Below are 18,713 nucleotides of genomic sequence, written 5' to 3' on the forward strand. Positions count from 1 at the left end.
TGCCCAGCGAACTAAGCGAAAACCGGAAAACCCCTGAGGGCGAACGCCGTTAACATGGCCCACCACATATCCAGCGCGTCCAATCCGCAGATCAAGACGCTGAAAAGCCTGCACCTGAAAAAAGGGCGCGCTGAGACCGGCTTGTTCCTCGCCGAGGGCGCACGTTTGGCGGTCGAGGCCGCCGATCTTGGCGTCTGGCCGGAGATTTTGGTGTTCTCCCCAGCGGCGCGCGAACGAGAGCATGTTCGCGCATTGATCGAACAGGCAGAGGCGCGGCGCGTCCGCACCATCGAAACCAGCGAAAGCATTCTCGCTCAGATCAGCAAACGCGATAATCCACAGACGGTGCTCGGCGCCTACAAGCAACGGCTGACGCCGCTCGATCAGATCAGCGGGGATACCATCGTCGCACTCGAAGCAATCCGCGACCCTGGAAATCTCGGCACGATCATGCGCACCGCGGATTCTACCGGCGCTGGCGGCGTCATCCTGATTGGCGAAAGCTGCGATCCGTTTTCTGTCGAGGCCGTGCGCGCCAGCATGGGCTCGCTGTTTGCGATGAAACTTGCGCGCGCTTCGTTCGAAGAGCTCCTGCGCTTCAAGCAAGAGCGCGGCGCGCGTATGATGGGGCTGTCACTGAAGGGCGCCGCTTTCGATTCAGATCGGCCAGCGCCGGCGCGCGCAATCGTGCTCATGGGCAATGAACAATCAGGATTGGCGCCGCATATGGAAGCGGCGTGCGACCTCCTCGTGAAACTGCCCATGCGCGGGCGGGCGGACAGTTTGAACCTTGCGATCGCAACGGGCGTGATGCTCTACGATCTCTGGCGGAGACGCGGATATGACGGCGCACGCGCCTGAGCTCTTGATTGCCGACGATTGGCGCGACTATCGCCTGCTGGATTCCGGCAATGGCGGCAAGCTCGAGCAAGTCGGCCCGTACCGGTTCGTTCGTCCGGAGCCGCAGGCGCTGTGGGCGCCTGTGCGTCCCGCCGCCGATTGGGACAGCGCAGATGCGGTTTTCGCTGGCTCTTCCGGCGATGATGAAGATGCAGGCCGCTGGCGCTTCAATCGCGAACTGCCACAAAGCTGGACGTTGACGTGGGATGATCTGGCGTTCGTGTCACGACCGACGCCGTTTCGGCATTTAGCGTTTTTTCCAGAGCACTCGGTGCACTGGCGTTATGCGCGCGAATACCTGAAGGCGCATCGCGGCCCGCAGCCCGAAGTGCTGAACTTGTTCGGCTATACGGGCCTTGCGTCGCTGGTTTGCGCCAAGGCCGGCGCGAAGGTCACGCACGTTGATGCTTCGAAGAAGGCGATCGGCTTTGCGCGCGACAATCAGCAGGCCGCCGGTCTTGGCGATGCACCGATCCGCTGGATCTGCGATGATGCGCTGACGTTCGTGAAGCGCGAGATCAGACGCGGGCGCCGCTACGACGGCGTCATCCTCGATCCGCCGAAGTTCGGGCGCGGGCCGGATGGAGAAACCTGGCGCCTCGAAACCGATCTGCCGGAACTGCTCGACGCGTGTCAAACGCTGCTACGCTCCGATCCAAACGATCGCGCCAGCGTCAAGGGCTTCATGATCGCCACCGTGTACGCCGTGCGGCTTTCTTATTTGGCGCTCGCGCAGACTGCGCAGCAAATGTTTAGCGGTGGCGACTGGCAAGCGGGCGAAATGTGCCTGCCGCACGATGGGCGCAGCGAGCTTCTGCCAACGGCGATCTTTGCGCGTTGGCGCTCTCAGTGAAAATTGCGCCCTTTCGGCATTACGTTCGCGGCTTGTGAGACATCGAGATTGATGCGCACGTTGCGCGGATGGCCGGCTTGGCGGGGGTCTTCGTAGGTCCCTTTGCGCGGCTCATCGGTGGGGCCGCTTGCATCAAGGCGCTCACCCGAAGCTGACAACTTGGCAAGGAGCGGTGTGTAATCGTGCACACGTTCTGCGATGACGTGGATCACGCCGCTTTCGCTTTGCACCGGACCATCGATGGCGACCAGACGTCCGCCCAGAACTTCGCGGCGATATTGCTCAAACAATTTGGGCCACACGACGATGTTGGCAATGCCTGTCTCATCCTCCAACGTCATGAAGATGACGCCGGACGCTGTGCCGGGCCGTTGGCGCACCAACACTAGGCCCGCAACGCGCACGCGATCGCCATTGCGTATTTGCGTGAGGTCTTCGGATTTAATCACCCGCCGCGCCGCAAGCTCATCGCGCAACATAGCGGCGGGGTGCGCCTTCAAAGATAGGCCAATGGTTCGATAATCTTCGACGATGTGCTCACCCAAGGCCATCGACGGCAAATCAAAGTCGGGCTCGCGGGTACGATCGGCGCCGCACTCGAACAAAGGCAAATCTTCCTGACCACCAACGCGATTTAAGCCACGCGCCGCCCAAAGCGCATCGCGCCGGTCCAGCCCCAACGAGCGGAAGCCATCAAGATCAGCCAAGCGCTCGATCGTTGACGGTGGCAAACCGCTGCGCAGCCACACATCGCGTACGGAATCATAACCGACGCCGCGATTGGCGACGAGCTGGCGCATCTCCGCTTCCTTCAGCCCTTGCGCTTGGCGATACCCCAAGCGCATCGCATGGGTGGAGCGAATATCGCCGGCCATATCGCTATGGCGCACGTGCAGACGCTTTGCGGCCTCCGGACCCTGCTCAAGGATATTGTCCCACATCGAATGGTTCACATCGATAGGACGGACCTCAACACCGTGATCGATCGCGTCACGTACGATCTGCGCGGGCGCGTAGAACCCCATCGGTTGTGCGTTCAGCAAAGCCGCCGCGAAGACATCGGGGTAGTAACACTTCAGCCACGACGATGCATAAACCAGAAGCGCGAAACTGGCGGCATGGCTTTCAGGAAATCCGTATTCGCCAAAGCCCTCGATCTGCGCGAATGACGCCTCGGCAAAGGCGTTATCGTATCCATTGGCGATCATGCCGTTGATGAACTTGTCCTTCAACGAACCGATCGTGCCGACGCGTTTGAAGGTCGCCATTGCGCGGCGGAGCTTATCGGCTTCCGAAGGCGTAAAACCAGCAGCCGTGATCGCGATCTGCATGGCTTGCTCTTGGAACAGCGGCACACCGAGGGTCCGCTTCAGCACTTCCCACAATTCAGGCTTCGGCGCGCTTGCCTTTTCCAGACCTTGGCGGCGTTTCAGGTAAGGATGCACCATGCCGCCCTGAATCGGACCAGGCCGCACAATCGCGACTTCAATAACGAGGTCGTAGAAATCTTTCGGCTGCAATCGCGGCAGCATCGACATCTGCGCCCGGCTTTCGACCTGGAAGACGCCGACTGAATCCGCGCGATGCAGCATTTTATAGACGCGCTCATCATCGGCGTAGCTTGAATCCAGCTTCACCATCTCTGCGCCTGGATAATGCTTCTCGCAAAGATCGAACGCCTTCTTGAGGCAGGTGAGCATGCCGAGGCCCAAAACATCGACCTTAAGAATGCCGAGATCCTCTAGGTCGTCCTTGTTCCACTCGACGACGGTTCGATCCTCCATCGCCGCATTTTGCACAGGCACCACATCGTGGAGCTTCTCGCGTGTAATGACAAAACCGCCGACATGCTGCGAGAGATGGCGCGGAAAGCCCTGCAACTCATTCGACAGCGTCACGCATTGCATGAGCTTGACGTCGTTCACATCCAGGCCCTGCTCTAGCAGATCCTTCTTTTCGACGCCGCGCGACCACCAGTGCAACGTTTTCGCCAGACTTGAGATGCGATCTTCAGAATACCCGAAGACTTTTGCGACCTCGCGGATCGCGCTGCGGCCGCGATAGCAAATCAAGGTCGCCGCCAGCCCCGCGCGGTCACGGCCATATTTTTTGTAAATGTATTGAATGACCTCCTCGCGCCGCTCGTGTTCGAAATCGACATCGATATCTGGCGGCTCGCCGCGTTCTTCCGAAACAAAGCGCTCAAAAAGCAAAGTGCTCTTAGCTGGGTTCACGGAGGTGATGCCGAGGCAATAGCAGATGGTCGAGTTCGCGGCGGACCCACGTCCTTGGCACAGGATGGGATCAACCTTGTTGCCGTCTTTATCGCGGCCCGAGCGCGCAAATGTCACGATGTCCGCGACGGTGAGAAAATACGGCGCGTACTTGATGCGCCCGACGATATCCAACTCACGCTTCAGAGCGGCGGAGACGATTTCCGGAATGCCCTCGGGATAGCGCACATGCGCGCCTTCCCAGGCTAGCGCCTCAAGCGCTTGCTGTGGATCGGAATAACCATCGGCGGTTTCCTCGGGGTATTCGTAGCGCAAATGCTCCATCGAAAAGCTGACGCCCTCCAAAAAACGGAGGCTTTCCGCCACGGCCTCAGGCGCTTCACGAAAAATGCGGGCGATCTCTTGCGGCGGCTTCAGCTGGCGCTCGGCATTCTTGGCGAGCAAAGCGCCCGCATCGCTGAGCTTTTTCTTCTCCCGGATACAGCTCACAACATCGAGCAATGCACGGCGCTCGCCGCGATGAACGAGCGGTTCAGTCGTCGCCAGCAAGCGCGCGCCCGTTTGCGCGGCGAGTTGCTTCAAGCGGCGAATGCGGCGGCGATCTTCACCGTTGAACTGGAACGGCGCGGCGAGCCAAACTTCCCCCGCCGCAGCCTTTATCTGCTGCAGATAAGAGCCAAGCGCGTATGGCTCATCACCCAGCGCAAACGCCGGAATAAGAATAGTCTGCAGCCCGGTTGCGTGTGCCAGATAGTCAGCGAAATCCAACCAGCACTCGCCTTTAGGCGCGCGACGATTACCGATTGTGAGCAGCCTCGTGAGGTTGGCGTACGCAGCGCGATCTTTGGGATAGACGACAAGATCAGGCGTTCCATCTCGAAACACCAAACGCGATCCGACAATAGTGCGAAGCTCGCCCTTGCCTTCCTGGCGCAGCGATTTTGCCTTCACATGCGCACGCACCACACCCGCCAGCGTATTGCGATCGGCAACACCGATCCCAACCAAGCCAAGCGCCAGCGCCTGCTCCACCATCTCTTCAGGGTGCGAGCCTGAGCGCAGGAACGAGAAGTTCGTCGTTACGCAAAGCTCTGCAAAGCCGCTCATGCGAACAGCCCGTGCACGAACCAGCGCGGGATAGCCTCGCTCTCACCGTAGAGGCCTTCGCGATAAAGCCAGTAACGGCGCCCATGCCTATCCTCGACGCGATAATAATCTCGCGTCATTTCGTGGCGCTGCCAGTCGCCGGAAATGCGCTCTGGTCCCTCCGCACGCACCACATCGCGCATCACGCGCCGCCAACGAAACCGGATCGGGGGGCCATCAGGCACGCTCGCCATGACTTCGATGATCTGAGCTGGTGAAAATAAACGCACCGGACGGCGCAGCACGCCGTCAGCCGGCGGCCGGACGGCCTTCATGTCATCAGACTTGCCAAGCGCCGCGCGCCAGCCTGAAGCGCGCTCTGGCGCGTGTTCGTCATGCAGATTCGGCCGGACAACGCGCTTGGCCCCCAGCCTCGAACTTAGAATGTCGATGATGCCGCCGATCTGCTCGGAACTGGCCGCGGCCTCTTCAACCGAAACCAGAGTGCGTGCGCGCTCCTCGATGGGCGCCAAGCGCACAACATCGAGCCGGGCCGCTTCAAAGCCGAACTGCGCATCGAAATTTTCAGCGGCGATGCTTAGCTTCTCACGGAAGAGCCGCATCAACGGCTTCACCTCGCGCAACGGCCGGCTGACATTCACTGCAACCACCCGGTCGCGTCCATCGACACCGAACAGCACCAATTCCGCATAGACAATGCCGGCGCCGCGGCGTTCCAGTTTCTCAGCGGCGTCACCGCACAAATCTTCGGTCACCTGCAAAATGACGTCCAAAGTGAAGATCGGTTCGAGAAACCGGCGCAACGCAAACACCATTGGCGCCGGACGCCGCGGCGTCAGGACTTCGGCCGCACGTCCAAGCGCCTGATCGAGACGCAGCATCGCCCGCTCGCCAGCGCGTGCTGTGAACGAAGAACGCGGCGCAGCGGCGATCTGGCTTACGGTCTTTAGCCCCAATCGCCGCATCAGCGCGCTGGCATCACCATCAAGACGCAAGGCTTCGATTGGAAGCGCGGCGAGACTTTTGGCGTCATCGTCAATCGGCGCACGCATTTTTCTATGACGTGCAAACGCCCAAGCCGCGCCCGGCGTTGAAGCAATCGCAGCACGGGCGCCGAAGCCTTGCGCACGCAACCGCGTCACGATTTCAGCGCGGAGACTTTCCTCGCCGTCAAAAAGATGCGCGCAACCGCTAATGTCGAGAAACAAACCCTCCGGCGGATCGAGAACCACGATCGGAGTAAAGCGCTCACACCAGGCGGCGATATTATCGAGCGCGCGTGCATCCTCTTCCGGTTCAGCTTCCACTGCCTCCAACGTGGGCTGCATGGCGCGGGCATCCGCCAGCGACATAGCGAGATTGAGCCCAAGCTTGCTTGCGCGTGCATCAACGCCCTTAAGCTGAAAGGCGCCTTTCTCTTTGGCATAGACTGCAAACGGGCGATCGTCAGAGGGCGCGCGACCCGCGCGGATTAGGCGATCCGTGCTGATGTGCGGGAGATAAAGCGCAAGCCATCGGGTGTCGCTCATGCTTGGCGCGCTTGTGCATGAAACACCGCGACATGCTTTTCTTGGACGCGTTCCACAAAGCTGCGCTCATGGGCGTTCCAATCCAAAGTAAAAGCTGAACCAGCCTGCCCGCTGCGATTGCGTGTGAGTTCGGCGCGAAACGCCGGCGGCCCTAATTCATCGGCCGCTGCGTTGCTTTCAGCCGCCGCGATACGCCAACGTGTCCATGCCGCGCTGGGGCCGCTCGCAGGCATAAGCAAAAGGCACCGCGAACGATGGCGCTCGGCAAACAACAACAAACGCCGGCTGGCTTTGAGATCGAGCGGCTTGCCTTGTCCGCCCAAAGCGCAAATCACGATCGCGCCTGTCGCGGCCAAGGCTTGCTCGGCCGCCCACAGCGCATCTTCGCGTTTCTTGGCGCGCGCCACGATCAGACGATCAAGCGCCAGACCATATTGAGCAAGACCCACAGGATAGGGCGCGCCCTCTTCTGCGAAGGCGGCGTCCTCGCCAGCCCAAAAGACGCCGGCAGGCCCCGCCCAACTGGCGGCCAGCGCTAACGTGAAGCCTAAAGCCGCTGCTTCGAAGCCAGCCCCCGCTGGCCCAATCTCGTGCAAGGGCTGACCCGCCATAGCAACAGCCATCCCGGCAAAGCCAGGTTCACGGACCTGCTCTTTGAGCACCGAAAAGGAGGCTGGACGCGGACTCATGTTCTCTATATGTTCTACACTTCCGAGTTCCCCCCCGGCAAGGCGGTAGCGGAATGAAATTGGAGCCGATGCAGATGTTCGCTTACGCCCTGTTCGAGACCGCTATCGGCCGCTGCGCGCTCGCCTGGGGACCGCGCGGCGTCATCGGCGTGCAATTGCCCGAGCGCAGTCCAGAGGCGACGCGGATCCGGCTGATGCGGCTTTGCCCTAACGCCGAGGAACTCGATCCGCCAAAGCAGATCGCGCGCGCCATCGAAGATATTTCGGCGCTGCTGCGTGGTGAGAAGAAGTCGCTGCGTGCGGTGCAGTTGGACCTTTCGCGTGTACCAGCATTCAACGCGCGCGTTTACGAAACCACACGCGCCATTCCGCCCGGCGCCACGCGCACCTATGGCGAAATCGCGCGCGCCATCGGCCAACCTGACGGTGCGCGCGCCGTGGGCCAAGCGTTGGGCCGCAACCCGTTTGCCATCGTCGTGCCATGCCACCGCGTCGTCGGGGCTGACGATAAGCTCGTCGGTTTCAGCGCCAATGGCGGCATCAAGACCAAACTCAAGATGCTGAAGATCGAAGGCTGGCGCGAAAACGAGCCAAGCCTGTTCGACGAACTAGCTTAACGGCGCTTGAGCGGCGGCAGGGCAGCACGGCTTATTTGCACACCAAAACCACGTGGAAATACGCTAAGGTGTTCTGCGTTGCGCCTGTTCCTGAATGCGGGGATACGCATCCAGGCCAGAAAAGCACCCGATGACGTCACCTCAGATCACAGTCTCTGCCCTTGCACGCGCGCTCGAAAAGCGCGGCTATGAAACGTTAACGCCAGTCCAATCAGCCATCTTGGCTCGGGAACTGCGCGATGCGGACCTCATGGTTTCCGCGCAAACGGGCTCAGGAAAGACAGTTGCGTTCGGACTCGCACTGGCTGCAACGTTGCTCGGCAAGGAAGACCGGTTCGAAAAAGCACGCGATCCGCTGGCGCTCATCATCGCGCCGACGCGCGAATTGGCGATGCAGGTGAAAGCGGAAATCCAATGGCTCTACGCTGAAGCTGGCGGCGTTGTTGCTTCTTGCGTCGGCGGCATGGACGCGCGCGATGAACGGCGCGCGCTGGATCGCGGCGCACACATTGTCGTCGGCACGCCGGGCCGTTTGGTTGACCACCTCCACCGTGGCTCACTGGTGCTCAATAGCTTGAAAGCCGTCGTGCTCGACGAAGCTGACGAGATGTTGAATTTGGGCTTCCGCGAGGAACTCGAAACCATTCTCGACACCGCACCCGCAGAGCGCCGCACGCTCATGTTCTCGGCGACGATGCCGCGCGCGATCGCAACGCTTGCTGGCAAGTATCAGCGCGACGCCCAGCGGGTGAACACGATCAGCACCGCCAAGCAGCACAGCGACATCGAATATCTTGCGCTCACCACCGGCGCGCACGATGTCGAAAACGCCATCTTCAACGTGCTGCGTTACCACGACGCCGCAAACGCGCTTGTCTTTTGCGGCACGCGCGCGGCGGTCACCCACCTGCAGAGCCGCTTCAGCAACCGCGGGTTTTCGGTTGTCGCGTTATCGGGCGAACTCAGCCAGAAAGAGCGCACCCACGCCTTACAAGCCTTGCGCGATCACCGCGCCAATGTTTGCATTGCAACGGACGTCGCGGCGCGCGGGCTCGATCTGCCCGATCTTGATCTCGTCATCCACGCAGATTTGCCGAAGAACCCCGAAGCGCTCCTGCATCGCAGCGGCCGCACCGGACGCGCCGGACGCAAAGGCACCAGCGTTCTCGTTGTGCCCTATCCGGCGCGCCGGCGCACAGAGCGCCTGCTCCGCGACGCCAAGATTGAAGCGCATTGGAGCGAGCCGCCGTCCGCCGACGATGTGAAACGCCGCGACGATCAGCGCCTAATTGAAGCCCCCGTCTTCAATGAACCGATCAACGATAGCGAACGCGGCATCATCTCAGCGCTCTTGGAGCGCCACGATGTCGATCAGATCGCGGCGGCGTTTGCGCGACTCTATCGCAAAGGCCAACCGGCGCCCGAGGATTTGATGGCGCCGCCGGCGGGCGCTCATCCGGCTAGGCCTGAGCCACGCCCGCAAGGCTTTGAGCAAAGCGCTTGGATCACGCTTACGGTCGGTTACGCGCAGAAGGCGGAGCCGCGCTGGCTCATCCCCATGCTGTGCAAAGCCGGCGGGATTACCAAGCGCGACATCGGGACCATCCGCATTGAAGACCGCGTCACGCACGTCGAGCTGAACGCGGCTGTTGCAGAGGGCTTTTTCACGCACCTTGATGCGGGCGGACGGCTTGAGAAGAACATCATCGCGATGCCCATGCGCGAGCAAGAGCAGGCGCGCCCGCAACGCAGCGAACGGCCACAACGCCAGGAGCGTTTTGAGCGCCAAGAACGGCCTCAACGTCCAGAGCGCAAGCAACACCAAGAACGTCCAGAGCGTCAGGAGCGTCAGGAGCGTCAGGAGCGTCAGGAGCGCCCGGCCGCCGTGCGCCCCGGCCGCAAAGAGCGTCAGCAAGCCCAGGCCAAACGGCACGGCAAACCACCCGCCGGCAAGCATCCGGCCGGCGGCAAGCCGCATAAAACCAAAAAGACTTGGCATCCCGCCGACTGATCGGCGTCAGCGTCCCGTCGGCAAATCCTTGAACGCCACGCCCTTATCGACGCGGACGTCCTGCGGCAGACCGAGCACGCGTTCAGCGATGATGTTCTTCAAGATTTCATCGGTGCCGCCGGCAATACGCAGACCCGGCGCGAACATGTAGCTTTGGTGGAAAGCGCCTTCGAGCGTGGCGAGTTCGGGGTCGTTGATGATGCCGTAGTGATCTTCCGCCTCGATCGCCGTATTGGCGATGTCCATCATCTGGTTAGCGTTGATCACCTTGCCGATCGAACTCTCAGGCCCTGGCGTTTGGCCTTTTGAGAGCGCTGTCATGGTGCGGAACTTGGCGAGCTTGTAGCCTTCGGCGCGCACGATCCAATCGGCGAGCTTCTGACGGAAACTCTCGTCCTGAATGAGCATGCCATCGCCGGACGGTGAATTGATGCCCTTGGCGAAATCGAAAATCTCTTTGTAGTCGGGGCCGTATGAGCCGCCGACGGCGAGGCGTTCGTTCATCAACGTCACCAGCGCCACGTTCCAGCCCATGCCGGGATCGCCGAGGCGCCATGAATCTGGGATGCGCACATCGGTGAAGTAGACTTCGTTGAACTCACGACCGCCTGACGCCTGGTGGATCGGGCGAACCTCAACACCCTTCTGCTTCATGTCGACGATGAACATCGTCAGCCCCTTGTGCTTCTCAACGTCCGGGTTGGTGCGCACGAGCAAAATGCCGAAGTCGGAGAATTGCGCGCCCGTGGTCCAAACCTTCTGGCCATTGATGATCCAGTCGTCGCCATCGCGCACGGCTTTGGTCTTACCGGCGGCGACGTCAGAGCCTGCGGCCGGCTCGGAGAAGAGCTGGCACCAGATCTCATCGCCGCGCAGTGCTTTGGCGACGTAGCGGTCCTTGGTGGCTTCGTCCGAGAAGGCGATCACGGTCGGCACGCACATGCCAAGGCCGATCGAGAACGGTTGTGAAGGCGCGTCGAACTTTGCTTCTTCCTGATTGAAGATCACCGAATAAATCGGCGGCAGGCCGCGCCCGCCTTGTTCTTTCGCCCAGGTGATGCCGGCAAAGCCAGCTTCGGCCTTCTTGCGCTGATAGTCCTTGGCCGCCTTCAAGAACTCGCCGGGTTTCAGCTTGCGCACCAGACGCTCAGCGTCGGCGCTCTTGGGCTGCACATTTGCTTCCAAGAATGCGCGCGCTTCGGCGCGAAACTTGGCTTCTTCGGGCGTGTCGTTGAAATCCATAATGCGCTCCGATCAAATCTCTAAAGTCATGCGGCCGCGCGTAGGCAGCGCTGACCATTCAACCGCCAGCCGATCGATCTCCGACCGGATGGCGACAATTGCTTCTTCCGTCAGTGTGATTGGCGTTGTGCCGCGCGCGTCACAGGTCGTGTGAAACAGATCGATCACTTCGGATGCAGGCGGGCGCCCGCTCCAACTATCGGCCTGCATCGTTTCAACCAAACGCTCCACCGCTTCGCTTTCAGCCTCACGGGCCATTACAAAGCCCACGCCTTCGCCACCAGCCGCGCGGCGAATGAAGCCACGCATCTCCAGCACACGTTCAATGGCGTAGTGGAACATGTCGTGCGGGATTGGTGGTTGCTTCGGGCACGCGATCTCCTCAAGCGCGCCGCCACGTTCGACGAACATGGCGTCGTACTTGCCGTCCCGCTTTTCGAAGATCACACGCGACATCACGCTGCGTTTCGCTGCTCAAGCCGCTTTACCAGCTTCTCTTTCCACACAGCCGGGCTCCCCGCTTGCAAGGCGAGCAGTTTGGCGCGGCGGAAGAAGAGGTGGCAATCGACCTCCCAGGTGAATCCCATGCCGCCATGGGTCTGGATGTTTTCCTTCGAGCAGAAATAGTACGCATCGCTGGCCGCCGCACGCGACGCCGCGGCCGCGAACGGCAGCTCCGCCGCTTCGGTCGAAAGCGCCCACGCGCCATAATAAGCGTTAGAGCGCGCAACCTCGATGCCGACATACATGTCAGCAAGCTTGTGCTTGATCGCTTGGAACGAGCCGATCGGGCGCGAAAAGGCGTAGCGGTTCTTCGCGTAATCAATCGCCATTTCGAGGCACGCTTGGCTGCCGCCAATCTGCTCGAACGCGATCAGCACTGCGGCTCGATCGAGCACCGCCTCGGCCAATTCCCAGCCTTGACCCGCTGCACCAAGGCGCTCGGCCTTGGCGCCTTTAAACTCGAGCTTGGCGTGACCACGCGTCGGATCGAGCGTCTTCAGCGTCGTGCGCGTCACACCCGGCTGATTGAGATCAACGAGCACGAGCGAGATGGCGCCGCCTTCTTTGGCGACGACAACGGCATGAGTGGCGCAATCGCCGTCGGTCACCGGAATTTTCACGCCAGTCAGCGTCGAGCCATCGAACTTCGCGCTGATGCTCGAAGCTGAGGCCGCGCCGGGGCCTTCACTCACTGCAAAGCAGCCGATGGTTTCACCACCTGCGACTTTCGATAGGTGCGACGATTTTTGCGCGTCACTACCGGCGAGCATCAACGCTTCGGCGAAGAAATAGACCGTCGACGAGAACGGGATCGGCGCAACGGCGCGCCCGATCTCTTCGGCCAACACGCAGAGCTCAAGTCGGCCAAGGCCTAAGCCGCCATGTTCTTCTGGGATCGCAACGCCGAGCCAACCCATCTCTGCGACGCCGCGCCAAAGCGCTTCATCATAGGATTTCGCGTCATCATTGAGGACACCGCGCACCACTTTGATCGCGGACTTATCAGCCAGAAACTTACGCGCTTGGTCTTTGAGCGCCTTCTGGTCGTCAGAAAAATCGAAATTCACCCCGTTCCTCCCGGGTTATGGTTGCCGCCATCCTAACGCGCGCGCTGGAAAACGCGAAAGAGTGTCTTGGCGTCAACGTCTGTTCACGAAGGCTCAACGGCACTGCGCTAGAGTACGCCCTCAAATTTGGGGTGAGTAGTCTCATGGCGAAGGCGGTCTTCCATAAGGGCCAGCGCGTCTACGTAAAGCCGGTGGCGACGTGGGCCACGGTCGAGAACGTAAATCCGCAATGGGTCAAGGGCGTCGAAGAGCCCCTGCGCGTCACCTACGACGCCGGCCTCGGCCGTGACTTTCAGGCGCACGAACTCGCTGCCGAAGAAAAGGACCCGCACAAGCCGGACCTGATTGAGACGGAAAACTGGCGCATCCTGCGCGCCGTCAACCGGCTTTCTCAAGATGCGCGCGATCCGCGCCATCCTTATCCGGGCACCTATCCGGTCGTCGTCACCGACGAAAAGGATTGGGGCGGCTGGCGCGTGCCGATGGCTGAGTACGACCGCGATCCGCAACGCGTCGAGCACCAGTCGCGCGTGTTCGCAAACGCACTCCGCCTTATGCGGGTTGCACGAGAGCTCATCGAGTTCTCGCAAGATTACCCGCACGAAACGCCGGGCCAAATGATGGACCTGGCGCAGCAGGCGGAAATGGTATTGGCGGCGATCTATCACGAGCCGGCGCCGAACCTCGCCTCACCTGTCGCGGCTGAATAAGACACATTGATTTTCACGAGCGTGCGGCTCATGTCAGGCCTTCCCTGGAGGCCTGAATGCGCGACGCTGAGAACGTCACTGTCCGTCTGTCCGACTACCAACCGCCGGACTATTTGATCGACGAAATCGCGCTGGTGTTCTCGTTGGAACCCAAGGCGACGATTGTCGCCGCGCGCAGTCATGTACGTCGCAGCGGCGCGAGCACAAGCCCACTCGTTCTCAACGGCGAGCGGCTGGAACTACAGAGCATCGCCATCGACGGCGCGGCGCTCGCCTCAGATCAATTCAGCATCGAGCCCGGCCGCCTGATCATTCACAGTCCGCCTGCCTCGTTCCTTCTTGATGTCGTGACGCGGATTTCACCCGCGACCAACACGCACCTTGAGGGCCTCTACATGTCTGGCGGCCGCTTCTGCACACAGTGCGAAGCAGAAGGCTTCCGTTCGATCACCTACTATCTCGATCGCCCGGACGTCATGGCGCGGTTTGCCGTGCGCCTCGAAGCTGACAAGGCCTCCTACCCGACCCTGCTCTCAAACGGAAATTTAGCCGAGAGCGGCGACCTCCCAGATGGACGGCACTTCGCGGTCTGGGTCGATCCACACCCCAAGCCCGCTTATCTGTTTGCACTCTGCGCCGGAAAGTACGAATCGATCCACGATCAGTTCGTGACGCAGAGCGGGCGCAAGGTCGCGCTCGGCATTTACGTCGATCCGGGAGACACCCCGCGCGCCGGATACGCCATGGACTCGTTGAAGCGCGCGATGAAATGGGACGAAGAAGCCTTCAAGCGCGAATACGATCTCGACGTATTCAACATCGTCGCCGTCCGCGACTTCAATTTCGGCGCGATGGAGAACAAGGGCCTCAACATCTTCAATTCGTCGCTGATCCTCGCTGACGCAGATACAGCAACCGATGCAGACTTCGAAGCCATCGAAGCCGTGGTTGGGCACGAATATTTCCATAACTGGACCGGCAACCGCATCACATGCCGTGACTGGTTCCAGCTCTGTTTGAAAGAAGGCCTCACAGTCTATCGCGAGCAAGAGTTTAGCGCCGATCAGCGTTCACGTCCCGTGCAGCGTATTAAAGACGTGAAGCGCCTACGCGCACGTCAGTTCGGCGAGGATGCAGGCCCTCTCGCCCACGCGGTGCGACCGTCGAGCTATCAGAAGATCGACAATTTCTACACCGCGACCGTCTACGAAAAAGGCGGCGAAGTCATTCGCATGCTAAAGCGCATTCTGGGTGAAGACGCGTTCACACGCGGCATGCAGCTCTATTTCGAAAGTCGTGACGGCACCGCCTCAACGATTGAGGACTTTATCGGATGCTTTGAAGAAGCCTCAGGGCGCAAGCTCGATAGCTTCATGCGTTGGTACGAACAAGCTGGCACGCCGGCGCTGAAAGTACGGGGCGACTACGACGCTTCAGCCCGCACCTATCGATTGCACGTGTCGCAGCGTCTCTCCGCGACACCTGGCCAGCCGCATAAACTGCCGGCGCCGATCCCTCTGCAAATCGGCTTCATCAGTCCGGACGGGGCAATCATCGCATCGAAGGTCGAAGGCGATAACCTTTCACGCACCGAACATCGCGCCGTACTCGAAGACACCGAGGCGACGTTCGAGTTCAGCGACGTGCTGGAAAAGCCGATCGTGTCAGTGGTGCGCGGCTTCTCCGCCCCGGTGACACTGGACGACGACCTGACGCCGGAGGCGCGTCTGGCCCAGATGGCGCACGATCCTGATCCATTCACACGCTGGGAAGCGGGCCAAACGCTCGCCCGCTCGATCATGCTTGGCGAAGGCGGCGCATCAGTCTCCGAACTCACAATGGCGCTCGGGCGCGAGCTTGATCGGGCGCAGGAAGATCCGGCGTTCGCGGCGCTGGCGTTGCGCTTGCCCGATCTCAACGAACTTATTCTGTCTTCAAGCTCACCCGACCCGGACAAGCTCTTCCAGTCTCGTGAGAGCTTGCGCCGCGCCATCGCCACAGCGTTGCGCGATCGGCTGGAAGGGATCGCCAAAACAAGGGGCGAAACGCCGTTCTCGCCAAGCGCTGAAGCCGCCGGCCGCCGCGCGCTGAAGAGCGCCGCACTCGACCTCCTCGCAGCGCTCGGTCCGAGCCAGACGCTCACCGACGCATACGACAACGCGCAAAGCATGACCGAAGCAGTCGCAGCGTTGGATGCTCTTGGCGCGTCCGAGAGCCCCGCCTTCGATGAAGCGCTCGCCAAATTCTACGACCGCTGGAAAGCGAACCCGCTCGTCATCGACAAATGGTTCGCGGCGCAAGCCTCTTCACCGCGCCATGACGTTCTCGCCCGCGTTGAACGCCTGCGTGCACACGCTGAGTTCAATCTGAAGAACCCAAATCGCGTGCGCTCGCTCGCCGCGGCCTTCGCAATGCGCAATCCGCGCGCCTTCCACAGCGCCAACGGCGACGGCTACCGCTTCCTCGCATCGCTCGCGGAAACCATCGATCCGCTGAACCCGGCGCTTGCTGCACGGCTCTTGACTCCGTTCGAATCATGGAAGCGATTCGATGCGCAGAGACAGAGTCACGCGCGCACTGCGCTGGAACATCTCGCTTCGCTTCCGCAACTATCGAAGAATACGCGGGAAATGGTCGAACGCACGCTCGCCTAATGGTCAACGACTGAGACAAATAGGCCGCCTGCAGAAACGTAGAGCAGGTTATCCAGCGCGCGCATCGACATAGCGTTTACCGAGCCGTTACAATTCAGACTCTTCAGGATTCCGAACGGCGATTCGGGGCGGCCGGGGAATACTTGTGTCGGATGAGAATGCTTACGAAGCACCGAGCGGTGCTGCGCCATACAAGGCCAACAAGCCGTTCATCGCGCTTGTCCTGGTCTTTGTAACTGCGTTCTTCGCAGCGATCGCGGCGCAAATCCGTTCCCATCACGACGACGCGGCAAGCACGATCATCGCGGCGCAATCGTCCGCCGCGGGCCTCATCGCCGAGCGCGTGAACGCAAACCTTGCAATCGCGATGGGTGCGAGCGCCGGCGTCACAGATCTTGCGCGCTCCGGTGGCGCAGCACCCTCCGCAATCGCCAACGCCGCCGCCTCGGCGCGCCCCGCTGTCGCCGCCGCGATCGTTAACCGGGCCGGCGGCATCGAAGCCATCACCGATCCTGCCCAAGCAGCGCTCGTCACAGCCGCGATGCAAAGCGCGAACGCTGCTGAAGTTTGGGTAGGCGCGCCAGCGCGCGGCGAGCTGGCGACAGCACCAGTCATCGTTCGCAACGTCGGCGACCGCGCCATCGTCACGGTCATCGATCCAGCCCGCCTGCTCCCTGAGCTCGACGAACATGCGCGCGTGCTCATCGCTTCTGCGGATGGCTCCATCCTCTATGCATCGCCCGCCATGCAAGAGGCTGGCGCTCGTGCACAACAACAAGTGCTCGCCGCGGCCCGTGCGGGCGATGACGGCGCGCTCATTCGTGATGGCAACGACCGCACCTGGGTGGCGGCAGAATCCACCGCTCAGATCGGCGATCTGGATGTCATGGCCGCGGCCCCGGCGCCGGGCGCGCTCGATCTCTGGCTTGCGGCGTTCTTGCGCTTCGCCTTGGTCGCGGCGGCCCCCTTGGCCGCGATGGCTGTGCTTTATCTTCTCATGCGCCAAAACGCGCAGCGCGCCCGGTTGGCCGAAGCTGAAGCTGAGCGCGCCGAGACGCACTTTCAAATCGCTGCCGACGGCGCAAAGGTCGGCGTGCTCGAATGGCGCCCGGCCGCGGATGAGGTCCAACTGTCCGAGCGGGCCGCGCGCTTGCTTGGGGCGCCGCGAGACGTGCTTGGGTTGCGAGACTTGCTGGAACTGATCGTCGCCGAAGATCGCTTCGGCGTTGAAGAAGAATTCCGGCGCGCGCGTCAATCGGGCCTGCTCGACGCGCGCTTCCGCGTGACGCGCGGTGGCGGCCTTGCATGGATCGAAGCCCGCGGCACAGCGGTTGAGGATTCCAGCGGCCGCAGCGAGACGCGTGTTTTTGGCACCGTGATCGACGCAACGCAGCGCCACGAAGCTGAAGCACGCGTGTCGCGGCTTGAGCAGCAATTGCGCGCCGCCATCGACAATTTCTCCGGCCCGTTCGCGCTATGGGACGCGCGCAAGCGCCTGCTGCTCTGGAACCAGAGTTTTGCGCGCGCCTTCGGCCTCGGCCCGGACATTCTGCGCATGCGCGCGTCTTACGAGGCCGTCGCGGCGGCCGCGACCTCGAGCATCCGCCGCGAAAAAAACGACCCCACCAACCCCGACGTCCGCGTAATCGAACTGACGACCGGCGAATGGCTGCACGTGGTCGAGCGCCGCGCTGGCGATGGCGGGCTCATCACCGTCGGCGTCGACATCACGCCGCTAAAGCGCAAAGAAGAAGAGCTGGCCAAGAACGAGCGGCGCCTCTCCGACGCGCTGAGCCGCGCTGAGACGCAGGAATACCGGATCAAAGCGTTGGCGCGCGAAGCGCACGAAGAGCGTCAAAAGGCCGAAGAGGCCAGCCGCGCCAAGTCAACATTCCTTGCCAACATGAGCCACGAACTGCGGACGCCGCTGAACGCCGTCATCGGCTTTTCGGAGATCATGGCCAAGGAGCTCTTCGGGCCGTTGGCGAACCCGCAGTACAAGCAATATTCGAGCGACATCTACGACAGCGGCAACCACCTGCTCGATCTGATCAACGACATCCTCGACATGGCGAAAATCGAAGCGAACAAACTGACGCTCACGCCGCGTCCGCTCGATCCAATGGTCGCGATCGAACAAGCCGTGCGTCTCACCAAGCGCAAGGCCGAGGACAAAGGCCTCTCGATTGTCGTCGATGCCGAAGATCTACCGGAGATCGAGGCCGACCACCGCGCCGTGAAGCAGATCCTACTCAACCTGCTCTCAAACGCCGTGAAGTTTACCGATCAGGGCGCGATCATGGTGCACGCGCGCGACAACCAGCACGGCCTGACGCTGCGCGTCGTCGATACCGGCTGCGGCATCCCTCCTGAACACTTGCCGCGCCTGGCGCGTCCGTTCGAACAGGTGGAACAAGAGCTCACGCGCAACAATCACGGCACCGGCCTTGGCCTTGCGCTCACCAAGTCACTCACGGAAATGCACGGCGGCAAGCTGGCGATCCAAAGCGAAGTGGGCCGCGGCACCATCGTAACGGTGACACTGCCACGCACGTTCGGCGGTCAGCGCGAGTTGGAAGCAACGGCCGCCGAGTAA

At 61.5% G+C, this 18,713-nt stretch carries 13 protein-coding genes; 7 read left to right on the forward strand and 6 right to left on the reverse strand.

Annotated elements, in window-relative coordinates:
• The first annotated feature begins 54 nt into the window (after positions 1–54).
• Positions 55–861, forward strand: a complete 807-nt coding sequence (locus ATE48_RS02500) for a TrmH family RNA methyltransferase (protein ID WP_066767490.1) — start codon at positions 55–57, stop codon at positions 859–861.
• Complete coding sequence (locus ATE48_RS02505; protein WP_066767492.1) at positions 842–1,753, forward strand: class I SAM-dependent methyltransferase; 912 nt, start codon at positions 842–844, stop codon at positions 1,751–1,753. The genes ATE48_RS02500 and ATE48_RS02505 overlap by 20 nt, the downstream gene beginning before the upstream one ends.
• Here ATE48_RS02505 and ATE48_RS02510 read toward each other — a convergent pair.
• From ATE48_RS02510 to ATE48_RS02520, 3 genes are read right to left on the reverse strand one after another with little or no spacing between them, the layout of a single operon-like run.
• Entirely contained in the window at positions 1,747–5,094 is a 3,348-nt protein-coding gene (locus ATE48_RS02510; protein ID WP_066767494.1) for an error-prone DNA polymerase, read from the reverse strand. The two genes, ATE48_RS02505 and ATE48_RS02510, sit on opposite strands and share 7 nt — an antisense overlap.
• A complete protein-coding gene (locus ATE48_RS02515; RefSeq protein WP_066767495.1) occupies positions 5,091–6,623 on the reverse strand; it encodes a Y-family DNA polymerase in 1,533 nt (510 codons plus the stop codon). The genes ATE48_RS02510 and ATE48_RS02515 overlap by 4 nt, the downstream gene beginning before the upstream one ends.
• Entirely contained in the window at positions 6,620–7,312 is a 693-nt protein-coding gene (locus ATE48_RS02520) for an ImuA family protein (protein WP_156767563.1), read from the reverse strand. Before ATE48_RS02520 ends, ATE48_RS02515 begins: the two co-directional genes overlap by 4 nt.
• A gap of 53 nt (positions 7,313–7,365) precedes the next feature.
• Between ATE48_RS02520 and ATE48_RS02525 the strand changes: the two genes are divergently transcribed.
• Positions 7,366–7,929: a methylated-DNA--[protein]-cysteine S-methyltransferase gene (locus ATE48_RS02525; protein WP_228126749.1), complete on the forward strand. Its 564-nt coding sequence runs from the start codon at positions 7,366–7,368 to the stop codon at positions 7,927–7,929.
• A 130-nt stretch (positions 7,930–8,059) separates the two neighbouring features.
• On the forward strand, positions 8,060–9,940 hold the full coding sequence (locus ATE48_RS02530) for a DEAD/DEAH box helicase (protein ID WP_066767498.1): 1,881 nt from the start codon (positions 8,060–8,062) through the stop codon (positions 9,938–9,940).
• A gap of 6 nt (positions 9,941–9,946) precedes the next feature.
• Here the strand turns inward: ATE48_RS02530 and ATE48_RS02535 are convergent, their stop codons facing one another.
• The 3 genes from ATE48_RS02535 to ATE48_RS02545 are packed head-to-tail and all read right to left on the reverse strand — an operon-like array spanning position 9,947 to position 12,753.
• A complete protein-coding gene (locus tag ATE48_RS02535) occupies positions 9,947–11,182 on the reverse strand; it encodes an acyl-CoA dehydrogenase family protein (protein WP_066767500.1) in 1,236 nt (411 codons plus the stop codon).
• 12 nt (positions 11,183–11,194) lie between these two features.
• The gene (locus ATE48_RS02540; RefSeq protein WP_066767501.1) at positions 11,195–11,638 is read right to left on the reverse strand and encodes a hypothetical protein; all 444 of its coding nucleotides are present in this window, start codon (positions 11,636–11,638) and stop codon (positions 11,195–11,197) included.
• Positions 11,638–12,753, reverse strand: a complete 1,116-nt coding sequence (locus ATE48_RS02545; protein ID WP_066767503.1) for an acyl-CoA dehydrogenase family protein — start codon at positions 12,751–12,753, stop codon at positions 11,638–11,640. Before ATE48_RS02545 ends, ATE48_RS02540 begins: the two co-directional genes overlap by 1 nt.
• 143 nt (positions 12,754–12,896) lie before the next feature.
• Here ATE48_RS02545 and ATE48_RS02550 point away from each other — a divergent pair, with 143 nt between their 5' ends.
• The 3 genes from ATE48_RS02550 to ATE48_RS02560 all read left to right on the forward strand — a co-directional run bounded on the left by ATE48_RS02550 (position 12,897) and on the right by ATE48_RS02560 (position 18,713).
• Positions 12,897–13,463 (forward strand): hypothetical protein, encoded by a 567-nt coding sequence (locus ATE48_RS02550; protein WP_066774523.1) that lies wholly within the window; start codon positions 12,897–12,899, stop codon positions 13,461–13,463.
• Positions 13,464–13,519: 56 nt separating this feature from the next.
• Positions 13,520–16,117, forward strand: a complete 2,598-nt coding sequence (gene pepN, locus ATE48_RS02555) for an aminopeptidase N (protein ID WP_066767507.1) — start codon at positions 13,520–13,522, stop codon at positions 16,115–16,117.
• 145 nt (positions 16,118–16,262) lie between these two features.
• On the forward strand, positions 16,263–18,713 hold the full coding sequence (locus ATE48_RS02560; RefSeq protein ID WP_066767508.1) for a PAS domain-containing sensor histidine kinase: 2,451 nt from the start codon (positions 16,263–16,265) through the stop codon (positions 18,711–18,713).

The organism is Candidatus Viadribacter manganicus (genome assembly GCF_001679665.1).
Classification (GTDB): Bacteria; Pseudomonadota; Alphaproteobacteria; order Caulobacterales; family Aquidulcibacteraceae; genus Vitreimonas; species Vitreimonas manganica.